The sequence below is a fragment of the Ancalomicrobiaceae bacterium S20 genome, from assembly GCA_040269895.1.
Taxonomy (GTDB): domain Bacteria; phylum Pseudomonadota; class Alphaproteobacteria; order Rhizobiales; family Ancalomicrobiaceae; genus Methyloraptor; species Methyloraptor flagellatus.
In genome coordinates this window covers 2,105,538-2,131,858 of record CP158568.1, presented here as the reverse complement: position 1 = coordinate 2,131,858, position 26,321 = coordinate 2,105,538, and the positions used below count along the sequence as shown (strand labels likewise).

General features: G+C 69.1%; 20 protein-coding genes and 1 pseudogene. 11 read left to right on the top strand and 10 right to left on the bottom strand.

The window, feature by feature from the left end:
- The first annotated feature begins 494 nt into the window (after nt 1–494).
- The 3 genes from ABS361_09780 to ABS361_09770 are packed head-to-tail and all read left to right on the top strand — an operon-like array spanning nt 495 to nt 3,372.
- Nucleotides 495–1,670, top strand: a complete 1,176-nt coding sequence (locus ABS361_09780; protein ID XBY46869.1) for a thioesterase domain-containing protein — start codon at nt 495–497, stop codon at nt 1,668–1,670.
- A complete protein-coding gene (locus ABS361_09775; protein XBY46471.1) occupies nt 1,667–2,842 on the top strand; it encodes an HlyD family secretion protein in 1,176 nt (391 codons plus the stop codon). Before ABS361_09780 ends, ABS361_09775 begins: the two co-directional genes overlap by 4 nt.
- Nucleotides 2,839–3,372, top strand: coding sequence for a flavin reductase family protein (locus tag ABS361_09770; protein XBY46470.1), 534 nt, complete (start codon nt 2,839–2,841; stop codon nt 3,370–3,372). The genes ABS361_09775 and ABS361_09770 overlap by 4 nt, the downstream gene beginning before the upstream one ends.
- A gap of 21 nt (nt 3,373–3,393) precedes the next feature.
- On the opposite strand, the gene ABS361_09765 is transcribed toward ABS361_09770, so the two are convergent.
- Nucleotides 3,394–4,299 (bottom strand): SDR family oxidoreductase, encoded by a 906-nt coding sequence (locus tag ABS361_09765; GenBank protein XBY46469.1) that lies wholly within the window; start codon nt 4,297–4,299, stop codon nt 3,394–3,396.
- 121 nt (nt 4,300–4,420) lie between these two features.
- Between ABS361_09765 and ABS361_09760 the strand changes: the two are divergent.
- Nucleotides 4,421–5,270 (top strand): annotated as a pseudogene (locus ABS361_09760) (helix-turn-helix transcriptional regulator).
- A 123-nt stretch (nt 5,271–5,393) separates the two neighbouring features.
- Here ABS361_09760 and ABS361_09755 read toward each other — a convergent pair.
- A complete protein-coding gene (locus tag ABS361_09755) occupies nt 5,394–12,890 on the bottom strand; it encodes an autotransporter-associated beta strand repeat-containing protein (protein XBY46468.1) in 7,497 nt (2,498 codons plus the stop codon).
- A 278-nt stretch (nt 12,891–13,168) separates the two neighbouring features.
- Complete coding sequence (locus ABS361_09750) at nt 13,169–14,269, bottom strand: helix-turn-helix domain-containing protein (GenBank protein ID XBY46467.1); 1,101 nt, start codon at nt 14,267–14,269, stop codon at nt 13,169–13,171.
- Between the two features lie 208 nt (nt 14,270–14,477).
- Here ABS361_09750 and ABS361_09745 point away from each other — a divergent pair, with 208 nt between their 5' ends.
- Nucleotides 14,478–15,488, top strand: a complete 1,011-nt coding sequence (locus ABS361_09745) for a hypothetical protein (GenBank protein ID XBY46466.1) — start codon at nt 14,478–14,480, stop codon at nt 15,486–15,488.
- A 39-nt stretch (nt 15,489–15,527) separates the two neighbouring features.
- On the opposite strand, the gene ABS361_09740 is transcribed toward ABS361_09745, so the two are convergent.
- Entirely contained in the window at nt 15,528–15,866 is a 339-nt protein-coding gene (locus tag ABS361_09740) for a hypothetical protein (GenBank protein ID XBY46465.1), read from the bottom strand.
- A gap of 157 nt (nt 15,867–16,023) precedes the next feature.
- On the opposite strand from ABS361_09740, the gene ABS361_09735 reads away from it, so the two are divergent.
- Both ABS361_09735 and ABS361_09730 read left to right on the top strand, forming a co-directional pair.
- Entirely contained in the window at nt 16,024–16,545 is a 522-nt protein-coding gene (locus ABS361_09735; protein XBY46464.1) for a hypothetical protein, read from the top strand.
- 80 nt (nt 16,546–16,625) lie between these two features.
- Nucleotides 16,626–17,096 carry a hypothetical protein gene (locus tag ABS361_09730; protein ID XBY46463.1) on the top strand — a complete coding sequence of 157 codons (471 nt, stop codon included), beginning with the start codon at nt 16,626–16,628 and terminating at the stop codon, nt 17,094–17,096.
- Between the two features lie 49 nt (nt 17,097–17,145).
- On the opposite strand, the gene ABS361_09725 is transcribed toward ABS361_09730, so the two are convergent.
- Nucleotides 17,146–18,270, bottom strand: a complete 1,125-nt coding sequence (locus ABS361_09725; protein ID XBY46462.1) for a helix-turn-helix transcriptional regulator — start codon at nt 18,268–18,270, stop codon at nt 17,146–17,148.
- A 311-nt stretch (nt 18,271–18,581) separates the two neighbouring features.
- Here ABS361_09725 and ABS361_09720 point away from each other — a divergent pair, with 311 nt between their 5' ends.
- The gene (locus tag ABS361_09720) at nt 18,582–18,992 is read left to right on the top strand and encodes a hypothetical protein (protein XBY46461.1); all 411 of its coding nucleotides are present in this window, start codon (nt 18,582–18,584) and stop codon (nt 18,990–18,992) included.
- Nucleotides 18,989–19,465, top strand: a complete 477-nt coding sequence (locus ABS361_09715; protein ID XBY46460.1) for a hypothetical protein — start codon at nt 18,989–18,991, stop codon at nt 19,463–19,465. The genes ABS361_09720 and ABS361_09715 overlap by 4 nt, the downstream gene beginning before the upstream one ends.
- Here ABS361_09715 and ABS361_09710 read toward each other — a convergent pair.
- The 5 genes from ABS361_09710 to ABS361_09690 form a co-directional block, all read right to left on the bottom strand.
- The gene (locus ABS361_09710) at nt 19,407–20,144 is read right to left on the bottom strand and encodes a polysaccharide deacetylase family protein (GenBank protein XBY46459.1); all 738 of its coding nucleotides are present in this window, start codon (nt 20,142–20,144) and stop codon (nt 19,407–19,409) included. The two genes, ABS361_09715 and ABS361_09710, sit on opposite strands and share 59 nt — an antisense overlap.
- A 241-nt stretch (nt 20,145–20,385) precedes the next feature.
- On the bottom strand, nt 20,386–21,186 hold the full coding sequence (locus ABS361_09705) for an ABC transporter permease (GenBank protein ID XBY46458.1): 801 nt from the start codon (nt 21,184–21,186) through the stop codon (nt 20,386–20,388).
- The gene (locus ABS361_09700) at nt 21,183–22,019 is read right to left on the bottom strand and encodes an ABC transporter permease (protein XBY46457.1); all 837 of its coding nucleotides are present in this window, start codon (nt 22,017–22,019) and stop codon (nt 21,183–21,185) included. The genes ABS361_09705 and ABS361_09700 overlap by 4 nt, the downstream gene beginning before the upstream one ends.
- Nucleotides 22,016–23,119 carry an ABC transporter ATP-binding protein gene (locus ABS361_09695; protein XBY46456.1) on the bottom strand — a complete coding sequence of 368 codons (1,104 nt, stop codon included), beginning with the start codon at nt 23,117–23,119 and terminating at the stop codon, nt 22,016–22,018. The genes ABS361_09700 and ABS361_09695 overlap by 4 nt, the downstream gene beginning before the upstream one ends.
- A gap of 2 nt (nt 23,120–23,121) precedes the next feature.
- Nucleotides 23,122–24,171, bottom strand: coding sequence for an ABC transporter substrate-binding protein (locus ABS361_09690; protein XBY46455.1), 1,050 nt, complete (start codon nt 24,169–24,171; stop codon nt 23,122–23,124).
- A 268-nt stretch (nt 24,172–24,439) separates the two neighbouring features.
- On the opposite strand from ABS361_09690, the gene ABS361_09685 reads away from it, so the two are divergent.
- Nucleotides 24,440–25,168 carry a GntR family transcriptional regulator gene (locus ABS361_09685; protein ID XBY46454.1) on the top strand — a complete coding sequence of 243 codons (729 nt, stop codon included), beginning with the start codon at nt 24,440–24,442 and terminating at the stop codon, nt 25,166–25,168.
- Nucleotides 25,169–25,330: 162 nt separating this feature from the next.
- A complete protein-coding gene (locus ABS361_09680; GenBank protein ID XBY46453.1) occupies nt 25,331–26,320 on the top strand; it encodes a transporter in 990 nt (329 codons plus the stop codon).
- Nucleotide 26,321 lies beyond the last annotated feature (1 nt).

Below are 26,321 nucleotides of genomic sequence, written 5' to 3'. Positions count from 1 at the left end.
TCGAGGGCGATCGCACGACGGCCCCGGACGGCGTCGTTGACTGGACCGGCGATGTCGCCCTCGGGACGATCGCGGCCCGGCTCGTTGCCGACCGCCCGCCGGCGCTCGTGCTGCGCGGCATCGGCAACGCCCGCCTGACGCGCGATCTCGCCTGGGCCGCGGCGCTCGACGGCGCCGACGGGGACATCGCCGTCGAAGCGATCCGGATCGCCGTCGACGAGACCGGCGGCAGCCTCGATCCGGTGGCGGCGAGCGCGCTTGCCGAGCGCCACGGCTACCGCTTCGTCGCGGCCTGGGCGGCGGATGCCCCGGCCGGGACGATCGACGGCGCGTTCTACGATCCCGAGCGCGTCGATCCGGCCAGTCTCGCGCTCGGCCGGCCGGCGGTGCTGCGCAACGCGGCCGCCTATGCCGCCGACCTGCGCCGGCCCGAGGGCGACGGCGGCCTCGCCGGCCGCCTCGCGACGCGGCTGCGCGAGAGCCTGCCCGAGCACATGGTGCCTCCGGATATCGTGGTGCTGCCCAAACTGCCGCTCACGCCGAACGGCAAGATCGATCGGGCCGCGCTGCCGTCTCCTGATACGGCGCGGCAGGGCCGGGCGCGCGGCCCGGACAGCCGGCGGGCGCCGACCGGACCGACCGAGACCGCACTCGCGGCGATCTGGTCGAAGGTGCTCGGCGTTGCCGATGTCGGCGCGGATGACGACTTCTTCGCGCTCGGCGGCCATTCGCTGCTGGTGATGCGGGTGGTGATCGGCGTGCGCGAGGCGCTCGGTGTCGAACTGGTCATGCGCGACCTGTTCGAGGCGCCGACGGTCGCGGCACTCGCGGAACGTCTCGGCAGCCGAAGCGGACGGCTGGAAACCCCGTCCTCGCCGGCCAGCGGGCAGGGCCGCTCGGTACTGCTGAGGCCCGGAACGGGCGCGCCGCTCGTGCTGTTCCATGCGATCGGCGGCGGGCTCGGTGTCTACGGTCCGCTGGTCGATGCGCTCGGCCTGTCCGGTCCGGTCCATGGCCTGAACGGTCTGCGCGACGATGCGCCCGCCGACGTCGAAACGCTCGGTCGCGATTGGGCCGACGAGATCGAACGGCTGGCACCGGAGGGCGATGCGCGGTTGATCGGCTGGTCGTTCGGCGGCGTCGTCGCCTACGAGGCCGCGCGGCAGCTGATCGACCGGGGACGGCCGCCGCGCGCGGTCGCGCTGATCGACGCGTGCCTGCCCATCCGTGGCCCGGGTGACGGCTTCTCCTCCGATGAGGTCTGGGCGGCCTTTGCTCATGTCCTCGCCGCCGACGTGATCGGCGCGGAGACGCTCGAGGCGGTCGCACCGCCGGTCGGCGACTTCGCGGCGTTGGTCCAGCGCCATCCGCGGCTTCGCGCGGCGGATCTCGTGGCGCTCTACGGCACCTTCGCCCGCAACATGCAGGCCTGGGCCGCCTACCGTCCGCAGGCGATATCGACGCCGGTGCCGATGACGCTGATCCGGGCCGCCGACGGGCCGGATCCGGCCGCGATGGGACGGCTCTTCCCCGACTGGGCGGCGCTCGCCGGCGCCGGATCGACCGTGACGCTGCCGGGCGATCATGTCTCGCTGCTGCGTCCGCCCCATATCGCGGCGGTCGCCGCCGCGATCGAGGCGCGGGCCGACGACCTGAGGAGGGCGGGATGACGTGGCGCGGTGCGTTCGGCGGGGTCGTGGCGGTCGCCGGCGTCGGCGCTGCGGCCGTTGCCGGCTGGCTCTGGGCCTCGGGCGGGGCGATCCAGGTGACCGACAACGCGTATCTCCGCGCCGATGCGATCGTGGTCGCGCCGCGCATCGAGGGCCATCTGACCGAGATCCGGGTGCGCGAGAACCAGCCGGTCGCCAAGGGCGACGTCCTCGCGCGCGTGGACGAGACCCGCTTCCGGGCCCGTGTCGAGCAGGCCGTGGCGACACGGCAGGCCAAGCGCGCCCAGGTCGACGGCGATCGCGCCACATTGGCGTCGATCGAGGCGCAGCGCGCGCTCCAGGGGAGCATCATCGAGCAGGCGCGCGCGAGCGAAGCCGCCGCGATCGCGGAGGCTGAACGGGCGCGGCTCGACTATGAGCGCTATCGCTCGCTGACCGCGACCAACGCCTCGACGGCGCAGCGGCTCGAGAGTGCGACCTCGGATCACCTGAAGGCCGACGCCGAGCGCCGCCGCGCCGCCGCGCAGGTCGCCGCCGACGAGCAGCGATTGGCGATATTCGAAGCCGATCGCCTGAAGGCCGAGGCGCGGCTCGCGCAGTCGCTCGCCGAACTCGACGAAGCCGAGGCCGCGGTCGCGCTGGTGCGCGCCGATCTCGACGACACGCGTCTCGTCGCGCCCTTCGATGGCGTGGTCGGCAACATGGCCGCGCGAACCGGGCAATATGTGCGACCGGGCCTGTCGCTGCTGACGCTCGTGCCGCGACGGCCCTATGTGGTCGCCAATTTCAAGGAAACGCAGCTCGCCCGCATGCGGCCCGGCCAGGCGGCGCGGATCACGGTCGATGCCTTTCCCGGCCTCGATCTCGCCGCCCGTGTCGAGAGTTTCGCACCCGCGACCGGCTCGGAATTCAGCCTGCTGCCGCCTGAGAACGCGACCGGCAACTTCACCAAGGTGGTGCAGCGGATCCCGGTCCGTCTGGAACTGCTCGGCCTCGACGGCCGCACTGAGCGTCTCGCCTCGGGCCTGTCGGTCGTGGTCGCGGTCGATACCGCGTCGCCGGGCTGCGAGGCCGACTGCGCCCCCGTGCCCGCGGCACCGGGTTCGGGGCCGGCGCCCGCGGAAGAACTGCCGAAGACGAGCCGGGTCCTGTCGCAGGAGACGACGCCATGACCGATGTTTCGGAGGCTTCCGCCGCGATCGTTCCGTTCGCGGCCGTCGACGAAGCGTGCTTCCGGCAGGCGATGCGCGGGCTCGCCGGCGGCGTCGCGGTGGTGACGAGCGGGGATCGCGAGGTGTTCGCGGGCATGACCGCGACGGCGATCTGCAGCGTCAGCACCGCGCCGCCGCTGGTGCTCGCGACGCTCAATCGTGCGAGCAACACCCACGCGACGATCTGCCGAACCGGCGTCTTCGCGCTCAATCTGCTCCGCGAGGATCAGGTCGAGCTCGCCGCGCGGTTCGCGACCGGCTCGGGCAAGGCGGCGGATATCGCCGCTCACCGGCCGGGCGTCACCGGCTGCCCGGTCCTCGACGACGTCGGTACCACGATTGAGTGCGTGCTCCACGACGCCCACGAGGCCGGCACCCATACGATCTTCGTCGGCGCGGTGGTCCGGACCGAAGCGCGTCGGGCGGCGCCGCTGGTCTTCTTCGACGGGCGCTATGCGCACCTGGTGCCGGAGGGCGGGGCGCCCGGCTGAGGCCGCCCCGCCTTGCGCTCGTCACTCGGCCGCGGCGGTCGTGCGATAGTCCATCGCGTCGAGGTCGGCCAGCAGGGACGGGCCCGTCGGCCGCCAGCCGAGTGTGGCGCGCGTCTGCTCGCTCGACGCCGGCAGGTCCATCGCCGCGAACATCGCCATCCATCCGAGATGTTCGGCCGCGGCCTCCGGCGTGACCGACACGGCCGGGATGCCGAGCCCGCGTGCCACCGTCTCGACGATCCGGCGGGTCTCGACGCCCTCCTCGGTGACGGCATTCCAGCGTACGCCCGGCTGGGCGTGCTCGATCGCCAGCCGGTAGAGCACGGCGACGTCGCGCACATGCGCGGCCGACCAGCGATTGCTGCCGTCCCCGACATAAGCCGCGAGGCCCTTGTCGCGGAAGATCTGGATCAGCGGCGTGATCAGCCCCTGCCGCCGGGTGTCGTGTACCTGCGGCAGCCGCATCACCGAGACGTTGATGCCGGCGTCGAGCAGCGCGTGGCCGGCGCGTTCGGAAGCGATGCGCGGGTTCGGATGGTGGTCGTTGAAGACGTCCTCCCGCGCGAGCTGCCCGGGACCGGCGCTGCCCATCCCGACGCCGGAGGTGATGAGGAGCGGGCGATCGGATCCCTTGAGCGCGGCGCCGAGCGCGCCGATCACGCGGCGATCCTTTTCGCAATTCTCCTGGAAGCGGGAGAAGTCGTGGTCGAAGGCGGTGTGGATGACGGCGTCGGCCGCCTCGGCGCCGGCCCGGATGCCGTCCGGGTCTTCGAGCGTGGCGCGATAGGGCTCGGCGCCCGCGGCGGTCAAGGCTGCGGCGCCGGCGTCCGACCGGGTCATGCCGATGACCTCGTGGCCGGTGTTCAGGAGTTCTGTCACCACGGCCGAGCCGATGAAGCCGGTGGCGCCGGTCAGGAAAATGCGCATGGGAAATCCTCATGGAAAGCTGTGACTTCCCGACTGTGCGACGGTGCGTTACACTATTAAAGTAGTGATCTTATCCTGCTATAATTCGTTCCAGGATCGCCCCTCAAACTCCGGTTCACCGATGGCGACCGATCAGACCCATACGCTCGCCGGCTTCCTGAGGGATCGCCGCCTGCGGCTCGATCCGGCCGCCTTCGGCTTCGCGGGCCGACGCCGAACGCCGGGCCTGCGCCGGGAGGAGGTCGCGCAGCGCGCCAATATCAGTACCACGTGGTACACTTGGCTGGAGCAGGGCCGCGGCGGCGCCCTCCGCCGATGTTCTGGATCGGATCGCGACCGGCCTGATGCTGACCGATCTGGAGCGCGAGCACCTGTTCATGCTCGGGCTCGGGCGGCCGCCGGAGCCGCGCTACCGGCCGGGCCAGGGTGTCAGCCCCCGGCTGCAACGCCTGCTGGACGATCTCGACGGCTGCCCCGCCTTCATCAAGACCGCCACCTGGGACGTCGTCGCCTGGAACCGCGCCGCGACGATCGTGCTCACCGATTATGCCGCGCTCGCGCCCGAGCGGCGCAACATCCTGCGTCTGGTGTTTGGCAACCCGGAGATCCGCAGCAAGCAGCGGGACTGGGAGGCCGTGGCGCGGTTCCTGGTCGGCGCGTTCCGGATCGATGCCGCGCGCGCCGGCGCCGGCAAGGAGATTGCCGATCTGGTCGAAGAACTGAGCGCGACCAGCGAGCATTTCGCCAGGCTCTGGAGCGAGAACGAGGTCCATGCGCCGGGGGAGGGCGTCAAGCACCTGCATCACCCGGTGCTCGGGTCGATCGAACTGGAATACTCCGCCTTCGCGGTCGATGGTCGCCCCGACCTCGGGCTGCTCGTCTACAACCCGGTCGACGCGCGCGTGAAGGCAGAGATCCGCCGGCTGGTGCGCGGCGAGGCCGAGCCCGACCGGCAGCCGCCGGGGGCGTGACGGATCGAGCCGCTGCTGTATCCGGATGAGGCCGCTCCGGTCTGAAGCACGGCGTGCCGGCGGCGCCGGGCAGGGCGCCGCGACCGGAGGCGGACCGGCCTTGCGTCCTGTCCACCGCCGGCCTCAGAACTGGTATCTCAGCCCCGCGGTGACCGACCCGCCGTTGATCTTGTCGCCGAAGCGCAGGTCGCCGCGGACGAAGCCGGAGAGGCCGAGATCGCGGGAGTCCGCTCCGATCGCGACGCCGATCTGGCCGAAGGTGCCGACCCGCGTCGTCGTGATCTCCTGATTGGAGAGACACGCGCCGTTCGCGAGCGCCGTCGCATTGCCCGCGAACTCGCGCCAGATGGACGCCTGCACCGACGGCCGCACCATCAGCGTCTCGGTCGCCGCGAAGCTGGTGCCGACGCGCAGCCGCGCCGAACCGATCAGGCTGTCGAGGTCGCGCGCGCTGATCGTCACGCCGCCCGGCGTCGTCACGGTGCCCACCGTCACGGTCACGTAGCTGAGGCTCACCGACGGCTCGACGAACCAGGTTCCGGCGAACGGGATCTGCTTGCCCGCCGTCGACTGGAACGACCAGCCCTGCGCGGCGGTCTTCTGGTCGGTCATGCCGGCCTGACCGTTGCTGAGCTTAATGTCGTAGTAGTTGCGCAGGATCTGCGCGTCCCAGAAATAGCCGTGGCCGACGAGGGCGCCGTAGAGGCCGAAGAACGGCGCGTCGACATTGGCCTTCGACGTCGTGGCCGACAGGCGATCGGAGGCGAACACCCGGACGTCGCCTGCGGTCACGCCGAGATGCGCGGTCCAGCCCGAGCCGCGGATGTCGGTGACCGAGCCGTCGACGCCGACCTGGAAGCCGTCGAAGGCCGAGCGGAATCGCGACGCGGACGTCATGCCGGTCGTGGTCTCGCTCGCGATGTCGTAGCGACCCGCTTTGGCGCGCGACCACAGACTGAGCGAGAGCTGGCTCTCGACCGGATCGAGTGCCACCGGGGCGAAGCCGCTGGCCGGCTCGACGAAGCCGGTCGCGATCGAGGTCACCGCCGCGGCCATGCTCGCCGCGATCGCGCCCGAGGAACTCGGCGCCAGCGACGACGACACCTGCCAGTCGGCGCCGACCTTGTTGAAGGCATATTGGATCAGCCCGCTCGGGGTCAGGCCGCTCGCGGTATAAGTGGCGTTACCCGCGTCGGTCACCACGGTGATCGGCGTGCCGATCAGGCCCGGCGTCTTGCCGGGCACGTCCGCGAAGCTGATCACCGTCGTCCCCGACGAGCCCGTCCCGGCGACGACCAGCCGATCGGCGCGCGTGCCGGTCGCCCCGGCGCTGCGGTCGATGTCGACGCGCACCGTCGCTGCGCCCGAGCCGGTGTAGCCGCCGACCGTCAGCGTCGTATAGGTCGCCGCATCGTTGCGCATGTCGACCGTTCCGGCATTGGCGAGCGAGCCCGTGATCGCGCCGCCCGCCGTCTTCGCGTCGATGAGGCCCGACGCCGTGTTCGAGAAGGTCGTCGCGCCGAGCGTGCCGGCGACCGCGAAGGTCGTCGTGCCGGTGTTGGTGAAGGTGGTGATGCCGGTCGCGCCGCCGCCGGCGGCGAGCGTGAACTGCGCGGCGTTCGAAACGGTGTTGTCGAACGTCGTCGTCGCCGTGGCGAGCGTGAAGCTGCCGCTCGTGTTGGCGACGGCGCCGAGAATCGAGCCGCCGTTGGCGAAAACGGTGCCGCTGTTGGCCAGACCGCCCGAAAGCAGGCCCGTGTTGGTGAAGGTGCCGGCATTGCCGACCGAGCCCGAGATCCGGCCGGAGGCCGCGTTGTTGAGCGTGCCGCCGGCCGCGTTGGCGATCGTGCCGGTCCAGGTGCCGCTGTTCGTCAGCCGGCCCGTGTTGGCGGCGACGTTGCCGGTCCAGGCGCCCTGATTGATGAGCGTGCCGGCGTTGGAGTTGACGGCGCCGGTCCAGGTGCCGGTCGCCGCATTGGTGATCGTGCCGGTGTTGGTGGCCACCACGGCGTTGAAAGTGGCGTTGTTGGTCACCGTGCCGGCGTTGTCGAGGTCGTCGTTGATCGTGCCGCCGTTGACGATCGTGCCGGTGGCCGCGTTGGCGATGCCGCCGACGGTGGCGACCAGCGTGGCACCGCTCGCGACCGAGAGCGCGCCGCCATTGGTCACCCGGCCGGAGGTCGTGAACGTGCCGGCGGTCACGTTCAGTGTGCCGGCATTGGCGAGCGCGCCGGTGTGGCCGAGCGTGCCGGTGACGTTGATCGTGCCGCTCGTGTTGGTGATCGCGCCGGTGACGGTGCCGGCGAGGTTGATCGTTCCGCCGGCGTTGGCGACCGACGCGATGATCGTGCCCGCGCTGGCGGTGGTGGCGCCGGCGCCGTTCTGGATCGCACCGGCGGTCAGCGTCCGATCGGCCGCCACCTGGATGCCGGTCCCGGCGGTCGAACCGTTGGTCAGGGTGCCCCTGACGGTCAGGTTGCCGTCGGCGGCGGTCACGGTCGCCGTGCCGGTGTTGTTCAGATCGCCGCCGATCGTCGCGCCGCCGGACGAGACCCTCAACGCGCCGCCGTTCTGGTTGTCGACCCGGCCGCCGATCGAGCCGGAGGCGTTCACCGTGCCGGAATTGGTCACGTTGAGCGACGTCGAGGTGATCGTGCCGTTCCACGTGCCGGTGTTGATCAAGGTCCCGGTCGCGGTGTTGACCAGCGTGCCGTTCCAGGTGCCGGTGTTGGTGATCTGCCCGGCGTTGTTGAGAACGTTGCCGTTCCAGATGCCGTTGTTGGTGATGCTGCTGGCATTCGAGACGACATTGCCGGTCCAGGTCCCGGCGGCGGTGTTGGTGATCGTGCCCGTGTTCGAGGCGACCACCGCCGTCTGCGTGCCGCTGTTCGTATAGGTGCCGGCGTTGTCGAGGTCGTCGGTCGTTCGGCCGGTGTTGACGATGGTCGCACCGGCCCGGTTGACGATGCCGCCGAACGCGTTCGTGCCGGTCAGCGTCGTCGTCCCGCTCGTCACGGTCAGCACGCCGGTGGTGCTTGCCGAGCCGATCGAGGTGTTGCCCGGCCCGGCGATCGACAGATTGCGCGCGCCGCCGGCGATCGTGTCGATCGTCAGCGTGCCGCCGAGCGAGACGATGCTCGCGTCGCCCGAGAGCGTCATCGTGCCGGAGAGGCGGTTGTCGCCGCCGAGGTTACGGATCGTGCCGCTCGCCGTGCTCGCGCCGCCGATCGTCAGGCCGCCGGAGACGGCGAGCGTCGCGCCGGCCGCAACCGTCGCGCCGGCGAAGTTCGGATCCTGTGTGAAGGCCGCCGCGGTGGTGGTGCTGATCAGCAAGGTGCCGGCATCGACGGCGAAGCGCGTGCCGTTGCCGACGCTGTTGCTGCTCTGGCCGAGCACGACCGTGCCCGTGGCGCCGGCCGAGCCGAAATGCAGCGTCTGGCCGCCGTTCTCGGTTTGCAGCAGCCCTGCGAGCGTCAGGGTCGTGCCGGTCGCCGCGGCCACGGTGCCGCCGCCGTCCACGACGACGCTGTTGTTCACGGTGCTGGTCTGCGCCGTCGCGAAAGTGCCGCCCGAGAGAGTGAGCACGCCCGAGCCGATGCCGTCCACGACGCCGCCGGTCACATGCGACGCCACAACGGTGCCGCCGCCGATGATCAGGCCGCGGCTGAAGGTATTGGTGCCCGAGAGCGTGATCGTGCCGGCGCCGGCCTTGGTCACCGCGACATAGGCGCGGGTGGGGCCATCGACGATCTGGCCCGAGAAGGTCGTGTCGACGGTATTGTTGAGCTGGAGGACGGCGGTGCCCTCGAAGCGGCTGGTGACCGTGCCCGCGCCGGTCAGGTTGTTGACGTTGACCTGCCGGCCCCGGAGGTCGAACGCTGCGCCGGTATTGACAGCGATCGCGGCGACGCCCGACAGGTTGTCGGCGACCTGATCGGAGCCGACGACGAGCGTGCCCGCGTCGATGGCGATCGACTGGTTCGCGCCGGCCGAAATGGCGGCCGCCGACAGCACGACGCGGCCGGTCAGGCCGGCCGCGGTCGAGCCGATGTGCAGGGTGCGCGCCGTCGAACCGTTGAGGTTGAAGGCGTTCGGCGAAAGCGTGAGGCTGGTGCCCGCCGCAGCGCCGATCGTGACGGCCGCGCCGTCGCCGAGGTCGATCTGGTTGGAGATCCCCGCATCCGCGAGGCCTGCGAGCGTCGCTGTGCCCGTGAAGGTCACAGTGCCGGTGCCGAGCGCGCCGCTGACACCGATCTGCAGCGTGGCGCCGGCGGCGATGCTGGTGCCGCCGGCATAGTCGTTGGAGCCCGACAGCGTCTGGGTACCGGCGAGGAGCGCGAGGCCGCCCTGGCCGGTGATGGTGCCGGCGAAGGCGTTGCCGCCGCCGTTGGTCAGCGTCAGCGTCTGCCCCGTGTTGATCGCCACCGTGCCGCGGTTCGTCCCACCCCCGGCGAGCGCGCCGATCGTCTCGGAGTCGGTCACGGTCAGGCCCACGCCGGCGGCGTTCGCCAGCGTGACCTTGGCCGTATCGGACAGGGCCGAGCCGTTGCGCGCCTCGAGCACGCCGCCGGTGATGGTCGTATCACCCGTGAAGGTGTTGGGGCCGGCGAGGATCAGCGCGCCGTCGCCGATCTTCTCGATCGGTCGGGGCCCGCCTGTTTCCCCGATGGCGCCCGCCTGCGTCGCCGTGCCGGTAACGACCTGAAACTGCGTCGTGTTCGAGGCGACGTTCACCGCGTTGCCGATGGTGACGCCGTTGGCGTAGTCGATCACCGAGCCGGTCGTGCTGATCGTGCCGGTGCCGGCCGCGCCGTCGGCCTCCAGCCGGAGCGTGCCGCCGGATCCCACCGTGATGCCGCCCGTAAAATCGTTGACGCCGTTCTGCAGCGTCAGCGTGCCGCCGGTGACGACGAGGCTGCCGCCGGTGCCGGTGACCCTGGCGGCGAGCGTCGAGGTGCCGGTGCCGTTGACGGTCAGCGCCAGCGCGCCGAGTTTCACCGTGCTCGTCGCCGATGTGCTGGCGAGGCCGGTGACCGAGGTGCTGGTGGTCCGGCCGGAGATGTCGAACGTGGCCGTGCCGTTCAGCGTGACGCCCGACGAGGCTGCGATCGAGCCGGAGCCGGAGAGCGCCAGCGTGCCGCCGTCGATGGTGGTCGCGCCGGTATAGGTGTTGACGCCGGTCAGCGTCTCGGTGCCGGCGGAGAGCTTCAACCCGCCGGCGCCGGAGATGACGCCGGCGAAGCTGCTGTTGGCGGCGGTGAGGTTCAGGGTCAACGCGCCGAGGTCGACGAAGGTGTCCGCGCTCGAACTGGTCAGCGTCTTGATCTGAGGCACCAGGGCGTTTCCCGCCCGCGCGAGCGACAGGCCGCCGGAGCCGTTGAGGACGAGCCCGCTCGACGACGCGATCGACGTGTTCGTCCTCGGGATGAGCCACAGGATTCCGCCGTCGACTGTGGTCGCGCCCGTATAGGTGTTGTCGCCGAGGAGGCGGTATCCACCCGAGGTCAGCGTGATGCCGCCGCTGCCGGAGATCGTGCCGTTGAAGGCATAGTTGGAGCCCTGCTGGTCGGGGTCCGGGTTGCCCCCGAACGACAGCGTCTTGGAGCCGAGGACGATCTGTGCGTTGGACGGGTTGGCGTGGATGGTCCTGACCGACGTCCCGCTGCCGTTCACGCCGGATATGTCGAGCGTGCTGCCGACGCCGAACTGGACGCGCGCCGCGGCGAGAGAGCCGTCACCGCTGAGCACCAGGGTCGAACCGCCGCTGGGCAGGACCGATCCCGTGATCGTGCTGGCACCGGTCAGCGTCAACGTACCGGCTTGCAGTTGCAGGGTGCCGGAGCCGGAAAGGACGCCGCCGAAGGTGTTGCCGCCGCCGTTCGCGATGTAGAGGCTTTGCCCGCTGGCGATCGACACGAAGCCGCCGTTCGCGCCGCCGCCGGAGAGACTTCCGATCGTTTCGGTGTTGGCCGCGCTCAGGGCACCGCCGAAATTGTTGGTCACGACGAGGCCGACGCCGGCGGCATTCGCCAGCACCACCTTGGTCGTGTCGGAGAGCGCCACGCCGCCGCGAATCTCGATCGTGCCGGCGTTGATGACGGTATCGCCGGTGAAGGTGTTGGCGCCGGTCAGGACGAGGCTGCCGCTGCCCTGCTTCACGAGCGAACCGCCGGTGCCGTTGATCACGCCGGCGAAGGTCTTGTCGTTGCCGTCGCCGACGGTCAGCGCCTTGGCGCCGAGCGCGACCGACGTGCCGGTCGCCGCACTGCTCAGCGAGGTGATCGTGGTGCCGCTGCCGGTCAACGCCGAAATGTCGAATGCGCCGGTGCCGGCGAGCGTCACCGACGCCGACGAGGCGATCGAGCCCGCGCCGGAAAGCGCGAGCGTGCCGGCGTTGATGGCGGTCGCACCCGTGTAGGTGTTGATGCCGGACAGGGTCAGCTTGCCGGTGCCTTGCTTGGTCACCGTACCGGCGCCCGAGATCACGCTCGACAGGCTGGCGTCGGCGGCCTGATCGAAAGTGAGCGCGTCGCCGGTCGCGACGCCGCCCGTCACCGTGGCGCCGGTCGCGAGCGACAGCGTGTTGGTGCCGGAGAGGTTCAGCGCGAGGCCCTGTGTGCCGCCGCCCGTGATGACGCCGGTCGCGCCGACGTTGATGGTGAGACCCGAGCCGACGATGCCGGCACCATCGGTGCCGTTCGTGCCGCCGGGAACCGTGCCGCCGGCACCGCCGCTGACGGAGCCGTTGACGGTGATCGTCGCGTTGTTGGCGCTGATGCCGTCGCCGGCATTGCCCGCCGCGCCGGGGCGCGCCCAGGAATTGGGCGAGTCGCCGATACCGGCGGCGCCGCCATTGCCGCCGTTGCCACCGGTCGCCGAGACGCCGGCCCCGATGGTGATCGTGACGCCTGTGCCGGTCAGGTTGAGGCCGGTGCCGCCGCCGCCACCGCCGCCGCCGATGCCGCCGTAGCCGCCGTAGTTGGCACCCTGCAACTCCGTGCCGTTCGCACCCGCGCCGCCGTTGCCGCCGTTGCCGCCGGCGACATTGACCCCGAGCGTGCCGAGATCGCCGGTGCCGCTGACGATCGCACCAAAGCCGCCCGCGCCGCCGCCGCCGGCGCCACCGAAATAGCCGCCCGTGCTGGTCGTACCGTTGCCGCCGTTGCCGCCCGCGCCACCGGTCGCCGCCGCGCCGGTCGGCAACGCCGCGCCAACCGAGCCGTTGGCGCCACCGTCGCCACCGCTCCCGCCCGTCCCGGTGTTCGTCGCTGAGCTGCCGGCGGCGCCGGTGCCGCCGGGGCCGCCGCCACCGCCACCGGCGGCACTCGTGGTCGGATTGGACAAGGCCGGCGCGTTCGGCGCGGCCAGCGTGCCGCCGGCACCGCCACGGAGCATGGAGGGCCGATACGGGTCGGCACCGCCACTACCGCCGACCGGATCGGCCTCGGCGCGCGGCATGGCCAGAATGAGCGTGGCCGCGAAGCTGGCACTGGCGAGCAGCCGGGCGCGCCGGCGCAGCCGCGCGAAACCGCGATCTGGCCCCGCGTTCGGACGTGCCGACCGGGCGCCCCGACCATCTTCCGGTCCCGCACCGTCCGCCATCGTCTGCATCGAAATCATGCTGTTCCCCCAATGGCGATCGGCCGGTGTAGGCACCGGTTCGTCACCCCTCGGGTTCGCACATAGATGCGAGTGGACGTGCTGATCAATGCGCCTGGAACGGCGTTCGGAGTGCCAATCAAAATTCCATAATCAATAAAAATACCTATAAGAAACAGTTGGATAAAGCTGTATGCAGGCTGCAATGGCCGGCGCGGGCGCCCCGATGCACCTGATAAGATCGGGGATCGCCCCCAAAAGTGTCAGGCAAGCGCGCCAACCCATTGATGCGGCTGATGTCACACCCGCATCAGGTCGATCATCCAGTCGGCGAGGGCGGTCTCCGGCTCCAGGGCGCCCGTGCCGTCGGCCGGCCCGTCGTCGCGGAGCCGCCGGCGCAGCCGCAGCTCGCCGGCGAGGCGGGCATCGCTCGGCGAAACGTCGAAGGCCTGGCGGAACGCGCGGCTGAACGAGGCTTCGTTGGTGAAGCCCCATCCGAAGGCGATCTCCGAGATTCGCCGGGCCCGATGGCGCGGCGAGACGAGTTCGCGCAGGCACTGGTTCAGCCGCCGCTGCCGGATGTGCGCCGCGACGCTGCCGAGTGGCTCGAACAGCCGATAGAGCACCGAACGGGACAGGCCCATCTGCCGGCAGATCATCGCGGCGTCGAGCGCCGGATCGGCGAGATGGCGCTCGATGAAGCTCCGGACCGCGGCGAGCTTGGCGCGGTCGACCGCCGGAGCGGTGATCATCCGGCCGTCCGCCGACGTGCCGAGACAGGCGGCGGCGAGGTGGACCGTCGGCTCGACCAGGGCGAGCAGATCCTCCGCGCCGAGGCCGGCGATCTGGTCGGTCAATTCCTCGATGTGGCGACGCAGCAGCCGGATGCGCGGATTCTTGGCCGGGAGGACGAGGCCGTGCAGACCGTCGTAGTCGGCCACCAGCGGCTCCAGCATCGAACGCGGCACGACCAGCGTCGTATTGCGGAAATCGGGCGAGACGGTGCGCGCCGGCCGGGCCAGGTCGAACACACAGATATCGCCGGGACGGCCGTGGACCGATCGGCCCTCGAAATCGCCGACGAGACCGCCGTCGCTGTGGAACTGGATCATCACATGATCGATGCCGCTCCGCGCGATGGTCTGGCGCGAGCGGTCGAAGGCGTGGGCCGGCGCCTGGCAGCGCCCGATCACCGCCGATCCGAGCGTCCAGCTTTCGATGCCGAAGGCGAAATCCGACACCACGTCGCGCGGCGCCTCGACGTCGAAGATCGGCGCGAGCATCTCCGCCCACATCTCGAAGCCGCGCTCGTTGGTCACGGCCCCGAAGGGAACCGCGATGCCGCCCGGTGCGGGACCGGCTGTGTCGAGTCCGCTGGATTTCTGCGCTGTCGCGGGCACCTGCTCCTCCCATGCAAAATTGTAGGTGCACGAATAACCCGAGGTCAATATCGCGCAGAGCGTTTTGCAATTCGTCCCATTCTCCATACCGACCGTTTCGCGATGTCGGCAGGCAATTGAACGGCCTGAGTCAAGATTTCATGTTGCCGCTTGTTCGGTTCGTCGAGGCTGGACAGACAGTTTTTTGTAAGAATTCGAGGAATTGTACTTGGCAGTATCATCTATTAGAGAAATTTCACTCGGGCGTGACCGTGGCTTCCCAATTGTTTCGGAAGCCTCGTACGCGAGGGCTCGCTCGACCTTTATCGAAGGTCTCATCGGCTTTTGCGCCCGGCGGGCGCATGCGAGCCGTCTCTATCTGGAAATCGGGCGCTGCGTGAGCACGGCCGCGGTGCTCGGGCTCCATGCGGGGCTGGAGGACAAAAACCGCGCGACGTGGCCGACTCTCAGCCGCCTGCATGCCGCGCTCGGCGACTTCCGATTCATCAGCCGCAATCGCCTCGACAGTTACGTCGCCTATCTCGAGCGCTACGGCTTCATCGAGAAGCGCCGCAGCTCGGGCGATCGACGTGTCACCCTGATCACGCCGACGGAGCGGCTCATCCTGCTCGACGCGGCGTTCCTCGGCATCCTCGAGGCGGCGGTACGGGTATCGGAGGATCGCGAGATCGAGCCGGAGGCGCGGGGTCCCCGGCCGGCCCACCACCTCGCAATCCGTCGCGAGATGATGCGGCACCTCGGCCTTCTGCACCGCGCCGCGCGCCGGCATCGCAAGATGACGATCTTCCTCGAAAGGGACAGCGGCTGCCTGATCCTCTTCCTGCTGCTGCAGGCGGCGGAGGGGTCGGAGGGCCTCGACACCAGCCTGCGCTACGACCTCGGCGCGGAAATCGCCTCGGTATCGCGCACCCATGTCCGCATGTTGATCGAAGACGCCGAGCGCGCCGGCCTGCTGACGATCCTCGAACCGGGCGGACGGCACATCCGGCTCTCGCCGCGCCTGTGGCAGGCGACCGATGTTTGGCTCCGGGACAGCCTGAGCTTCTATCGTGCCTGCGAGCGCCGGGCGCTGGCGGCACGGGGACGGCGCGAGACGGCCGGCGGCATCGCGACGACCGCCGGCTCGGAGGGCGACGACGACGCACCCGTCGACGACGCCACGCCCCTCGGCCGCTGCCGTTCGGCGCCATACGTGAGCGTCATGGGCACGCGACCCTGATCGTCACGCGCCCGCGGTCGCCTGCGCCCCCTCACGGGCTCAACGGCGGCGGCCACCGCCGATCAGCGAGCCGAGGTCGTTGCAGACCCGCACGACCTGCGAGCAGTCCTGATAAGCCACGGGCTGGATCGTCCGCACGGGAACGTTCTGGCAGCTCGTTTGGCGGCGGCCGGCGAAATAGAACGTGTTGCATTGCTGCTGGTAGCGAATGACCTGCTCGTTGCGATAGGCGGGCCGGCACTGACGCTGCATCATGCATCCGGCCCAGGCGTCGCCGGAGGCGAGCGTTGCGACGATCAGGCCCGCCGACCCGACCAGACGACGGTAGAGCCGTCGCGGATTGGTCTTCTGGTGGCACCCGGTCCGTTGGTGTTCCATGACACGTCTCCCGCAGCTTTCCAGCAAAGGGTTGCGATCCGATGTGCCGATAGGGCCATCGAACCAGACGCGCTTCATGCTCCAATTGGGGTAAGACGCCGCGCGGTGCTCCCGCTACGATTCCGGCATTGACGATGATCTTTGGGGGGCGCCAGCGATGTGCCGTCGGATCGCACGCGATGCGTTTTTATTGGCGACGTTACTTCTGTCGGCGCACGGCAGCGCCAACGCGACCATGAGTTCCGACTTTTCGTCGCGGGGCAGCGGTGCCAGGGGAAGCAGCAACGCCGGCTCGAACTCCCAGGCGATCCAGAACTTCATCAACGGTGTCGGGGAGTTGATCGGAAGGGCGGCGGCCCCCGAACCGGACGACAACCAGATGATGCAGCGGATCGAGCAGGAGCACATCGAGCAAGAACAGAAGCAACGCCAGTTCGACCTCGATCTCGGGATCAGGAAGAAGGCCCGCCGCTTGTCGGACTGCAAGGCGATCGTGACCCCGCGCCTGAAAGAGAACTGCATCGCTTATTTCGAACTGCTGAAGCGGGACGAGATGCAACGCGAGGCGGAGGAGAAGCAAAGAAAGAAAGACATGGAGGCGGCACCTCAGAAGGGCACCGACTCGGTGCTGATGGGGCTGACGCCGGTGAGCGCGCCGGTACGCGGCAAGAGCAAATAGGTCCGTCAGATCATCCGGTCGAACTGGCGCTACCGCGCACGGTGCCGATGGCGCCAGAGCGCGAACAAAGGTCGAAAGCCATGGGATTTCGTATAATCCGCTCAGCCCTCGCCGCGGTCTTCCTGTTCCTTTCGTTCGGGACGTTGCATGCGCAGGAAGCCGACGCCGTCATGTCGTTCCGCCTCTTTCAGGCGAAGGAGGGCTGCGGCGAACGGGCGAAGAGCAACGCCGAACGGCGGGCCTGCATCTGGAAGGTGGCCAATCAGCTCACCGCCAAGATGAGGGACGATATTCTCTGCGACGCGCGGACCTGTGTTGCCCGAGTTCGATGCAACGGCGATCGGTGCAGCCAGAACGGATACTCCGTGGACTTCGTCTGGGCGGACACCGGCTACGACATCAATGTGACCTTGCCGTCCGGCAAGAAGGCGCAATACGGCCAGTGCGGCACCTGCTCGAACATCGAGGCGGTCGATGACGCCCAGATGCCGATCGAGGTGCTGCGCGGCGAGGGATACGTCATTCTGGAGTTTCTGGCTCGGTACAAATAGCGTACCGCCGTAAGGCACGCTGCCGTGCCGGTGCGAGAGCGGGGCGGTGTCAGAGCATCCAGCCGCAGCAGGAAAGCAAGGTCGCCACCAGTTCCGACTGCCGGCGCACGTTCACCTTGGCGAAGATCGACTTCAACTGCGAGCGTCCGGTCAGATAGCTGATGCCGAGGGCCTTGCTGACCTCTGGAAGCGAGCCTCCGCCCATCAGTTTCAGCGCGAGCCTTGCTTCGGCCGCGGTCAGGCCGAAGCGCTCGCGCAACAGCTCGACCGGCTGCGCCGCCGTCTGAAGCAGCGGGCGGACGATGAGCAGCACGCAGGCTTCCGACGGCGACAGCAGGCCGAAGCCGGCGCCGAGATGCGCCATCATCGGATAGACGGTGATCGTATGCGTGCGGCCGGGCGCGCCGAGGCGGGTCAGTTCGCTGCCGGCCGCCAACCGATCGCCGCGCACGACCGTCGCGATCGCCTCTGCGACGGCCTGTGCAGCGGCGGTTGAGAGAACCTCGAGCTTGTCGCCGGCCGCGATCCGGACCAGTTCGGCCTCCCGAGCCAGCGCCTCGCCGGCGGCATTCACGGCCAGGACCTTACCGTTCTTCGCGACGACAAACGCCGGATCGACCATCGCCTCGACCATCGCGGTGCGACGATCGGCACGCTCGCGATCCATCCGAATGCGGAGTGACGCAAAGGCTTCGCTCATCACGGGACCCAGTGCTTTCAGGACGGGATCGAGCAAGGTATTGAGGCGCGTGTCACGAGCCGCAGCGTAGTGAACGATGAACTCGGCGTTGCGCTGGTCGCCGTTCCAGATCTTCATGGCTGTCGCCGCATCGCTCTCGCCGATCCGCGGCAGGAAATCATTGTAGAACTCGGTATGTTTGAACGACGATGCCGGTAATCTTTGCTCGGTCCGTTCGGGAATGAGTGACCGCAGCTGACGATTGAAAGGGGCCCACGGATTTCTGTTGCCGTAATGGGTCGCGAATTCGGCGATGAGCCCTTTGTCGAACCCGAACTGAACCAGGGGGATGTCGCAGTCGGCGACCCGATCGTTCGCCATGAACAGTGTCTTGGTCCCCGGAACCAGCTCCGAGAAGCGTCGCGCAAATGCGGACCAGACGTCTGCGTCCGGGGCGGGAATGGCAATGATCTCGGCCAGTTCTCCGATGATCATTCGGGGGTCGGATCGAAACATCATCGTCTGTGCGAAACTGGCGGTGCGAGGCTGGCAGGCGCTGCGGTTCCAAAGTGGACGGCGATCTCAGGCTACGAGCCGACGGGCTGAATGCAAACGAATTCTGGCGCGATTTGAGGCGAGCGACATACCCCAAATGAGGTAAGCCCGCCCGGTCTCAATGTAATGTTACGTAGATGTCAGGTTCGGGCGGTGCGGTCACTTGCTACCTGCAGCGCCCCCAATTGAGGCATGTCCACCGTCGGTGCCGTGATAGACTTTCCGACATCAAATCAGCGGGAGTCATCGACATGGACCGTCGCGAATTTCTGACCGGCATGGTCGCCACCGGCCTGGGGCTGGGCACGCTCGGCGCAATGTCGGAAGCCGAGGCCAAGGGCAACGTGCTGGTGATCTATGTCGGCGCCAAGAACTGCCCGTGGTGTCCGTCGTTCGAGAACCAGAAGTGGAAGCCCTTCCTGCAATCGCAGCTCGCCCGACAGGTGACCACCCGCGAGGTGAAGACGCTCTCGTTTAATTGGAGTGACAATGCCGAGGAATGGCCGGCGGACCTGCGTTGGGTGATCCAGGCGGCGGGCGTCAAGCCCGGAACGCCGAAGGTCGTCGTCATGAGGGGGGACAAGAAGATCTTCTTCGGCAAGGCCGGCGGCAAGCACTGGGAGGAAAAGGTGCTGCCCGCCATCCAGAAGGCACTCGGGTGAGCCGCCGCGACTTCCGTTCCGTCGCAGGTGCGGCCGCGCTGTTCGGGGCGATCATCCTCGGGCCTGCCCCCGCGATGGCCGCCGGAGCCGAGCCGGTTCATGCCGAGCCGGTCCGTGTCGAGCCGACCCATGCCGAGGAAGAGGGACTTCATGCCGCCGTCGCGCGCGATGGCGACATGCTCTCGGTCTGCCTCGACGTGGTGGCTGGACGGCATCTGAACGGCTCGCTGGGCATTACCGTAACCTCGCCGGAGCCGCGACGCTTCCGGACCCGGCTACCGATCGAGCTCAGCACCGGCGATGATTATTTCAAGAGCCCGATGCTGATACCGATCGCCCTGTTGGATCAGCGCCGCAAGCTCCCGAAGCTCTCGATCGAGGCCGGGGTCTGCGGCGAGGAGGCCTGCGATCCTGTCACTCTGGTCGTCGATCCCCCGACGGCGGATACGGCGCCTTGCGGCTCCGGTCGATGATGTCCGTCCGCCCGATCGCCGTGAGCCAGTGCTCGGCGATCGCGTCGCGGCGCGCGAACCACGCCCCGCCCTTCGTCGCCACGTGGGCGAGGAAGCGTTCGAGGCCGCCGATCCGGCCGGGGCGGCCGATGATGCGCAGGTGCAGACCGATCGACAACATGCGCGGCGCGGTCGCGCCTTCGGCATGGAGCCGGTCGTAAGCGTCGATGCAGTAGCGCGCGAAGTCGTCGCCGAACACGAAGCCGCCGCCGCGCTGGAAGCGCATGTCGTTGGTGTCGAAGGCGTAGGGCAGCACGAGGTGGTCGACCGACCCCGCCGCCGTCTGGACCCGGGTCAGATAGGGAAGATCGTCGTTGTAGGCGTTGGAATCGTAGAGAAAACCGCCGTGCTCAATAAGCAGGCGGCGCGTGTTCGGCGAGGTCGCCGAGCGCGTGTGCCAGCCGCGCGGCGGCGCGCCGGCGGTCGCGCGGATCGCCGCGACGGTTCTCTCGATTGCGGTGCGCTCCTCCGCCTCGTCCATGTGCGCGTGGCGCTCCCAGCGCCAGCCATGCGCGGCGACCTCGTGCCCGTCGGCGACCGCCTCCTCGGCGATCCAGGGGTCGCGACCAGCGCCCGGCCATTGGCGTTGAGCGTCGCCGTCACGCCATGGGCGGCGAGCAGCGCCCGGATCCGCGGCCATCCGGCGCGCGGGCCGTATTCGAAATGCGACTCCATGCAGAGATCGCGCGCGCCGACGATCTCCTCGACGACCTCGTAGACCGCCTCGTTGCGCTCGTCGCCCTGCGAGATCGCGAGCTCGGCGCCTTCCTCGACATTGACGACCACCGAGACCGCCACGCGCGCGTCGCCCAGCCAGCGGACCTGCGGCACCCGGCCGCCGTAGCCGCGGAAGTCGCGGTCCTGTGCGTTGCCCCGGTTCATCAGAGATCCGCCATGCGCCGGAGGCCGACGAGCCGGTCGCCGACGACGAGCACGGCGCCGGCCAGCAGGATCAGCAGGGTCGAGATCGCCGCGATGGTCGGATCGGGGCTCTCCTCGACATATTGCAGCATCTGGATCGGCAAGGTCTTGGTCCAGGCGTCGGTGAAGAAGATCGAGATCGGGTAATTGTCCATGGAGGCCAGGAAGGCGAACATGCCGGAGGTGATGAAGGCGGGCGCCAGCGCCGGCACCAGCACGGCGAGCACCGCGCGCGGATAGGAGAGGCCGAGCGTGCGCGCCGCATCGATCAGGGTGAAATCGAACAGCGCCAGCGCCGCATAGACCGTCCGCACCACATAGGGCAGCGTGATCACCACATGGGCGACCATCAGGCTCGCCCAGACATGGCGCAACCCCATGCCGCGAAAAGCCTCGAGCATGGCGATGCCGACGACGAGACCCGGCAGCATCAGCGGTGAGACCAGGAAGGTCACGATCGCCTCGCGGCCGCGGAACGAGCCGCGCACGAGACCGATCGCCGCCAGCGTGCCGAGCACGAGCGCGATGACCGTCGAGAGCGCGGCGATCTCGGCCGAGGTCGCGACCGCGGCCCACAGATCGCGCGAGCGGCCGAGCGCCTCGTACCAGCGCAGCGACCAGCCCGGCGCCGGCAGCGTGAACACCGCGCTGGAGCCGAACGAGACCGCCACCGCGACCGCGAGCGGCGTCATCAGGAACACCACCGTGGCGGCGGCCACGATCCAGACGAGCGCCTTTGCCAGTCGTTCGATCCCGGTCATGACGCGCCCCCGAAGCGTCTGGGGAGTGCCGCGCTGCCGACCACCGTCGCGACCGCGAGCGCCAGCAGCACGACCGCCGTGGTCGAGCCGAGCTGTTCGTTGCGCATGAACAGGAACGAGCGGCCGGTCAGCGTCGCCAGCGTCTGGAAGCGGTCGCCGATCAGGAGGTTGGGCACGACGTACATCGACACCGCCATCGAGAACACGAAGGCGATGCCGGTGACGATGCCGGGCAGCGACAGCGGCAGCGCGACGCGGAAGAAGCGGTAGAGCGGCGTCGCCCCGAGCGTCGCCGCCGCCTCGTCGAGCCGCGGATCGACGAGCTTCAGCACCGAATAGATCGGCAGGATCATGAAGGGCACGAACACGTTGACCGCGCCGATGACGAGGCCGGTCTCGGTGAACAGCAGCCGCTGCGGCGTATCCCAGAGGTGCAGCGCGACCAGCGTCTGCGAAACGACGCCGTCGCGGCGCAGCACGATCTGCCAGGCGAAGGCCTTGACCACCACGCCGACCGACAAGGGCAGGATGATCGCGACCAGGATCGCGGCCTGCGCGGCGCCCTTGGCCCGCGCCAGCGCGACCGCGGTCGGGTAGCCGATCGCGAGCGACACCAGCGTCACGGCGACCGCGATGCGCAGCGTGTTGCCGATCACCAGCCAGTCGAACGGATCGGAGAAGAACCGCACGAAGGATGACACCGACGGCACGCCATCGACGACGAAGGCGCGCGCGAGCAGCACGAACAGCGGTATGCCGTAGGCGAAGGCGAGATAGGCGACCGCGGGCACGATCAGCAGCGCGACCGGGTCGAAACGCAACCGGGCGGTCATGGCGCGTCCTCCAGGGTCGGGGCGGTGCCGGGATAAATCAGCGTGTCCGCGACGGGCCAGACGAGGTCGAGTTCGCTGCCCGGTCCGGCGCCGGCCGGCAGCTGCGGAGCCTCGACCAGGATCTGGACGCCGTCGGTTGCGCTGAAATGCAGGAGCACGCGCGCGCCTTGGAAGGCGACGTCGGCAAGCCGGGCGCGGATGCGGTTGTCGGCGGGCGCGGCGTTCTCGGAGGCGGCGACACGGATCCGCTCCGGTCGCACCCCGATCGTGACCGCGCTGCCGGGCAGGAAATGCGCCGGCGCGCGGAGCGTCCCGAGCGGCGTGTCGATCGCGACCGTGCCGTCGGCGGCGGTCGTGACCACGCCCGGCAGTCGCGTCGACAGGCCGACGAAGCCGAGCGCGAAGGGCGTCGCCGGACGATGGTAGATCGCCTCCGGCGTATCGAGCTGTTCGATCCGGCCGCCGTTCATCACCGCGATCCGGTCGGACATGGTCAGCGCCTCGTCCTGATCGTGGGTGACGAAGATCGCGGTGGTGCCGACCTCGCGCAGGATGCGCTTCAAGTCGATCTGCATCGCCTCGCGGAGTTTTCGATCCAGCGCGGAGAACGGTTCGTCGAGCAGCAGCAGTTTCGGCCCGACCGCCAGCGCGCGGGCGACCGCGACGCGCTGCTGCTGGCCGCCCGACAGCGCCCGGACCGGGCGGCCGGCGAAGGCGGACATGCGCACGAGATCGAGCGTGCGCGCCACCGTCGCGGCGATCGTCGCCGGCGCGGCGCCACGGGCCTTGAGGCCGAAGGCCACATTGCCGGCGACGTCGAGATGCGGGAACAGGGCATAGCTCTGGAACACGACGCCGATGTCGCGCCGATGCGGCGGCCGGCGGGTCATGTCGTCGCCGTCGAGCACGACCCGGCCGCGATCGGGCATCATGAGCCCGGCCACGATCCGAAGCAGCGTGGTCTTGCCGCAGCCGGAGGGACCGAGCAGCGACACGAATTCGCCGCGCGCGACCGAGAGGTCGACGCCGTCGAGCACGGTCGCGGCGCCGAAGGTCTTCGCTGCGCCCGATACGGAGAGAAAGCCCGCCCTGTCCGCCATGGTCAGAGCGCCATCTCGCGATCCCAGCGCGAGATCCAGTTGTTGCGCTCGGCCGCCACGTTGGCCCAGTCGATCTGGTAGATCTTCAGATCCGGCGCGAGGCCGGCCGGGCGCGGCACCGCCTTGTTGGTGGCGAGCGAATAGGTCGGGCCGGCGAGCTTGGTCTGAAGCTCGGCGCCGAGCAGTTCGTTGACATAGGCAAAGGCGAGATCCGATTGCGGCGCGCCCTTGATGACCGCGATGCCCGACGGCATCGCGAACACGCCCTCGCTCGGGGCGACGAGATCGATCGGCGCGCCGGCCGCCTTGCGCTCCAGCGCATAGGACGACATCGCCGGTCCGATCATGGTCGCCTCGGCCTGTTCGAGCAGGTTGTAGGCCTGCGGCTGCTGGGTATAGATCGTCAGCAGGTTCGGCTTCAGCGTGGCGAGCTTCTTGAAGCCGGCGTCGACATCCTTCTGCGCCGCCTCGAGCGACTGGCCGGCGAGCAGGCCGGCGGCGAAGATCAGCGGCAGGCCCTCGGTGTTCTGCAGCGACGGCACGACGATGCGGCCCTTGTACTTAGGGTCGAACAGCTCGGCCCAGGACTTCGGCGGCGTCGGCATCGCGGTCTTGTTGTAGGCGATGCCGAGCCAGGGCTGCAGGTAGTTCGCCCACATGCCGTCCATGTGCACGGCCGCCGGCGTGATCTCGGCCATGTTCGGCACCTTGGCCGGCGTGATCGGCTCGAGCAACCCTTCCTTGACCGCCAGGATCATGACCGGATCGTCCATCTGGACAACCGACATGTACTGCGCGCCCTTGTTCTTCTGCATCTTCTCGAGGTTCACAAGCGAGCGCGTGCCCTCGAAGATGACCTTGCAGCCGTACTTCTTCTCGAACATCGGCACGACGATCTGCTCGACCCAGGGCTTGTGCCCGGCCGCGCCGCCGACGACGAGTTCCTTGGTCTGGGCCCGCACGATGGACGGTGCCGCGAGAAGGCCGGCGGCCGCGGCGGATGCCTTCAGCAGGTTGCGACGGGTCGGGCGGCCGGTGAGAAGCGTGGTCATGGCAGAACCTCGTGATCGGGGCGACGAGAGCGTCGATGCGAGAAAGGCGATGCTGGATCATTCGCAACGGGCGTGCCAACGAAGAGCGAGACCCTCTCGGTTTAGCGAAATTAGCAAAAACAACGAGTTATCGGATTTTCCTCCGGAGGGGTGAAAGGGCGGCGCCCGTTCTTGGATGAGAAATTGTGCACAATCGGTGCCAAAATGTGCGGCATCGGTGTATGATGCGGACTCGACAGGCGCCGCGCTTCCGCCGATTCTGACCGTCATGGACGAGAGTCGATCTTCGCCGCCGGACGAGACCGCGATCCACGCGGTGCTGTCGCGCATCCTGCTGGCCGGCCGCCTGCCGGGCGGCACGAAGCTCGGCGAGCACAAGCTCGCCGAGATCTTCGGCGTCAGTCGCGAGCGCATCCGCAAGGTGCTGCATCGGCTCGGCCACGAGCGGCTGCTGGAGCTGGTCAAGAACCGCGGCGCCTTCACGATCGCGCCCGACCTCGGCGAGATCCACGCCGTGTTCGAGGCACGCCGCATCCTGGAGAGCGGCATCGCCGCGCATCTCGCCGAAACGCTGACCTCGGCCCAGCTCGACCGGCTGCGCGATCATGTCGAGTGCGAGGCCGAGGCGCTGAAGGCCGGCCGGCGCGACGAGTGGCTGAAGCTCTCCGCCGAGTTCCACTTCCTGCTCGCCGACATGACCGGCAACCCGATCATCCAGCGTCACGCGCAGGAGCTGGTCGGCCGCACGACGATGCTGGTCGCCTTCTACGAGAACACCGCCGGCTCACAATGCGGCTGCGACGAGCATCGCGGCATCTTCCGCGCGCTCGCCGCCGGCGAACGCGGCCGTGCGGTCAAGGCGATGTCGGGCCATCTGGCCCTGGTGGAGACGCGGCTGAGGCCGCTCGCCTGTGTCGACGCCGGTCCGACGATCGAGAGCCTCGTCGCCGAGTACGGCGCGGATCTGCTCCCCGCCGGCGCCACGATCGAGGCCTGACCGCGCGAGACGGACGCGGAAAGCGCGGCGTCCCGCGGAGCCGCTCGTCCCTTGTCCCGTTCGAACCGGCCACGGCGGCGGAGACGTCGCTCGTATACCGCTGCGTTATGATAACGTTACGGCACGAGTCCTTGCGAATCGCAGGCGGAGACGGAAGCGCCCATGACCTCAGAGAGCCGCCTTTTGCGCGTCGGTTTCTTCATTGCCGCACTGGCGGCTGCCGGTCCGGCCGCGGCGGCCGAAAATGCGCTCAGCTGGTATCTGCTCGGCCTGCGCGGCCCGGGTGCCGCGGTGGCACCGCCGGTCGAGGGCGTGTTCCTCCAGAACGATCTCTATCGCTACATGGGGGCGGTCCGTCGGGAGGTCAGCCTGCCTTACGGCACCTCGATCGGCGCCGGCATCGGTGCCAACGCGACCGCCAACATGCTGACGGCGCTCTGGATGACGCCGGCGCGGGTCCTGGACGGTCGTCTCGGCCTGTCGCTGACGCAGCCTTACGGCGGCCCGACGCTGACGGCCTCCGCGACGGTGGTTCCGCCGTTCGGGGCCCGCATGCCGCTGACCGTCGGTGCCCGCGACAGCGCTTCCTTCTTCGGCGACCCGGTGGTCTCGGGTTTCCTCGCTTGGCAGTCCGGCAATTGGAACGTCCAGGCCGGTACATCGGTGAACGTGCCGATCGGCCAGTACGACGCGGCGGGTTTCGCCAACATGTCGTTCCATCGCTGGGCGGTCGATCCGTTCCTTGCCGTGACCTGGCTCGATCCGGCGACCGGCATCGATGTCTCCGCCACGGTCGGCTACACCTTCAACGGCACGAACACGGCGACCAGCTATCGCACCGGCAACGAGTTCCACCTCGAGGCCTCGGTCTCCAAAGCGCTGACCAAGGAGCTCTCGGTCGGCGTGCTCGGCTACTACTATGAGCAGACCACCGGCGACAGCGGCGCCGGCGCGACCTTCGGCGCCTTCCGCGGCCGCGTCGCCGCGCTCGGCGGCACGGTCGGATACGGCTTCTCGGTCAACGGCATTCCGATCCAGACCCGGATCAAGCTGTTCCGCGAGTTCGAGGCGCGCAATCGGCTCGAAAACGGCACCGCCGCGTTTCTGACCGTGTCCATGCCGGTCTGGGTGCCCAACCCGCCGAAGCCCTGAC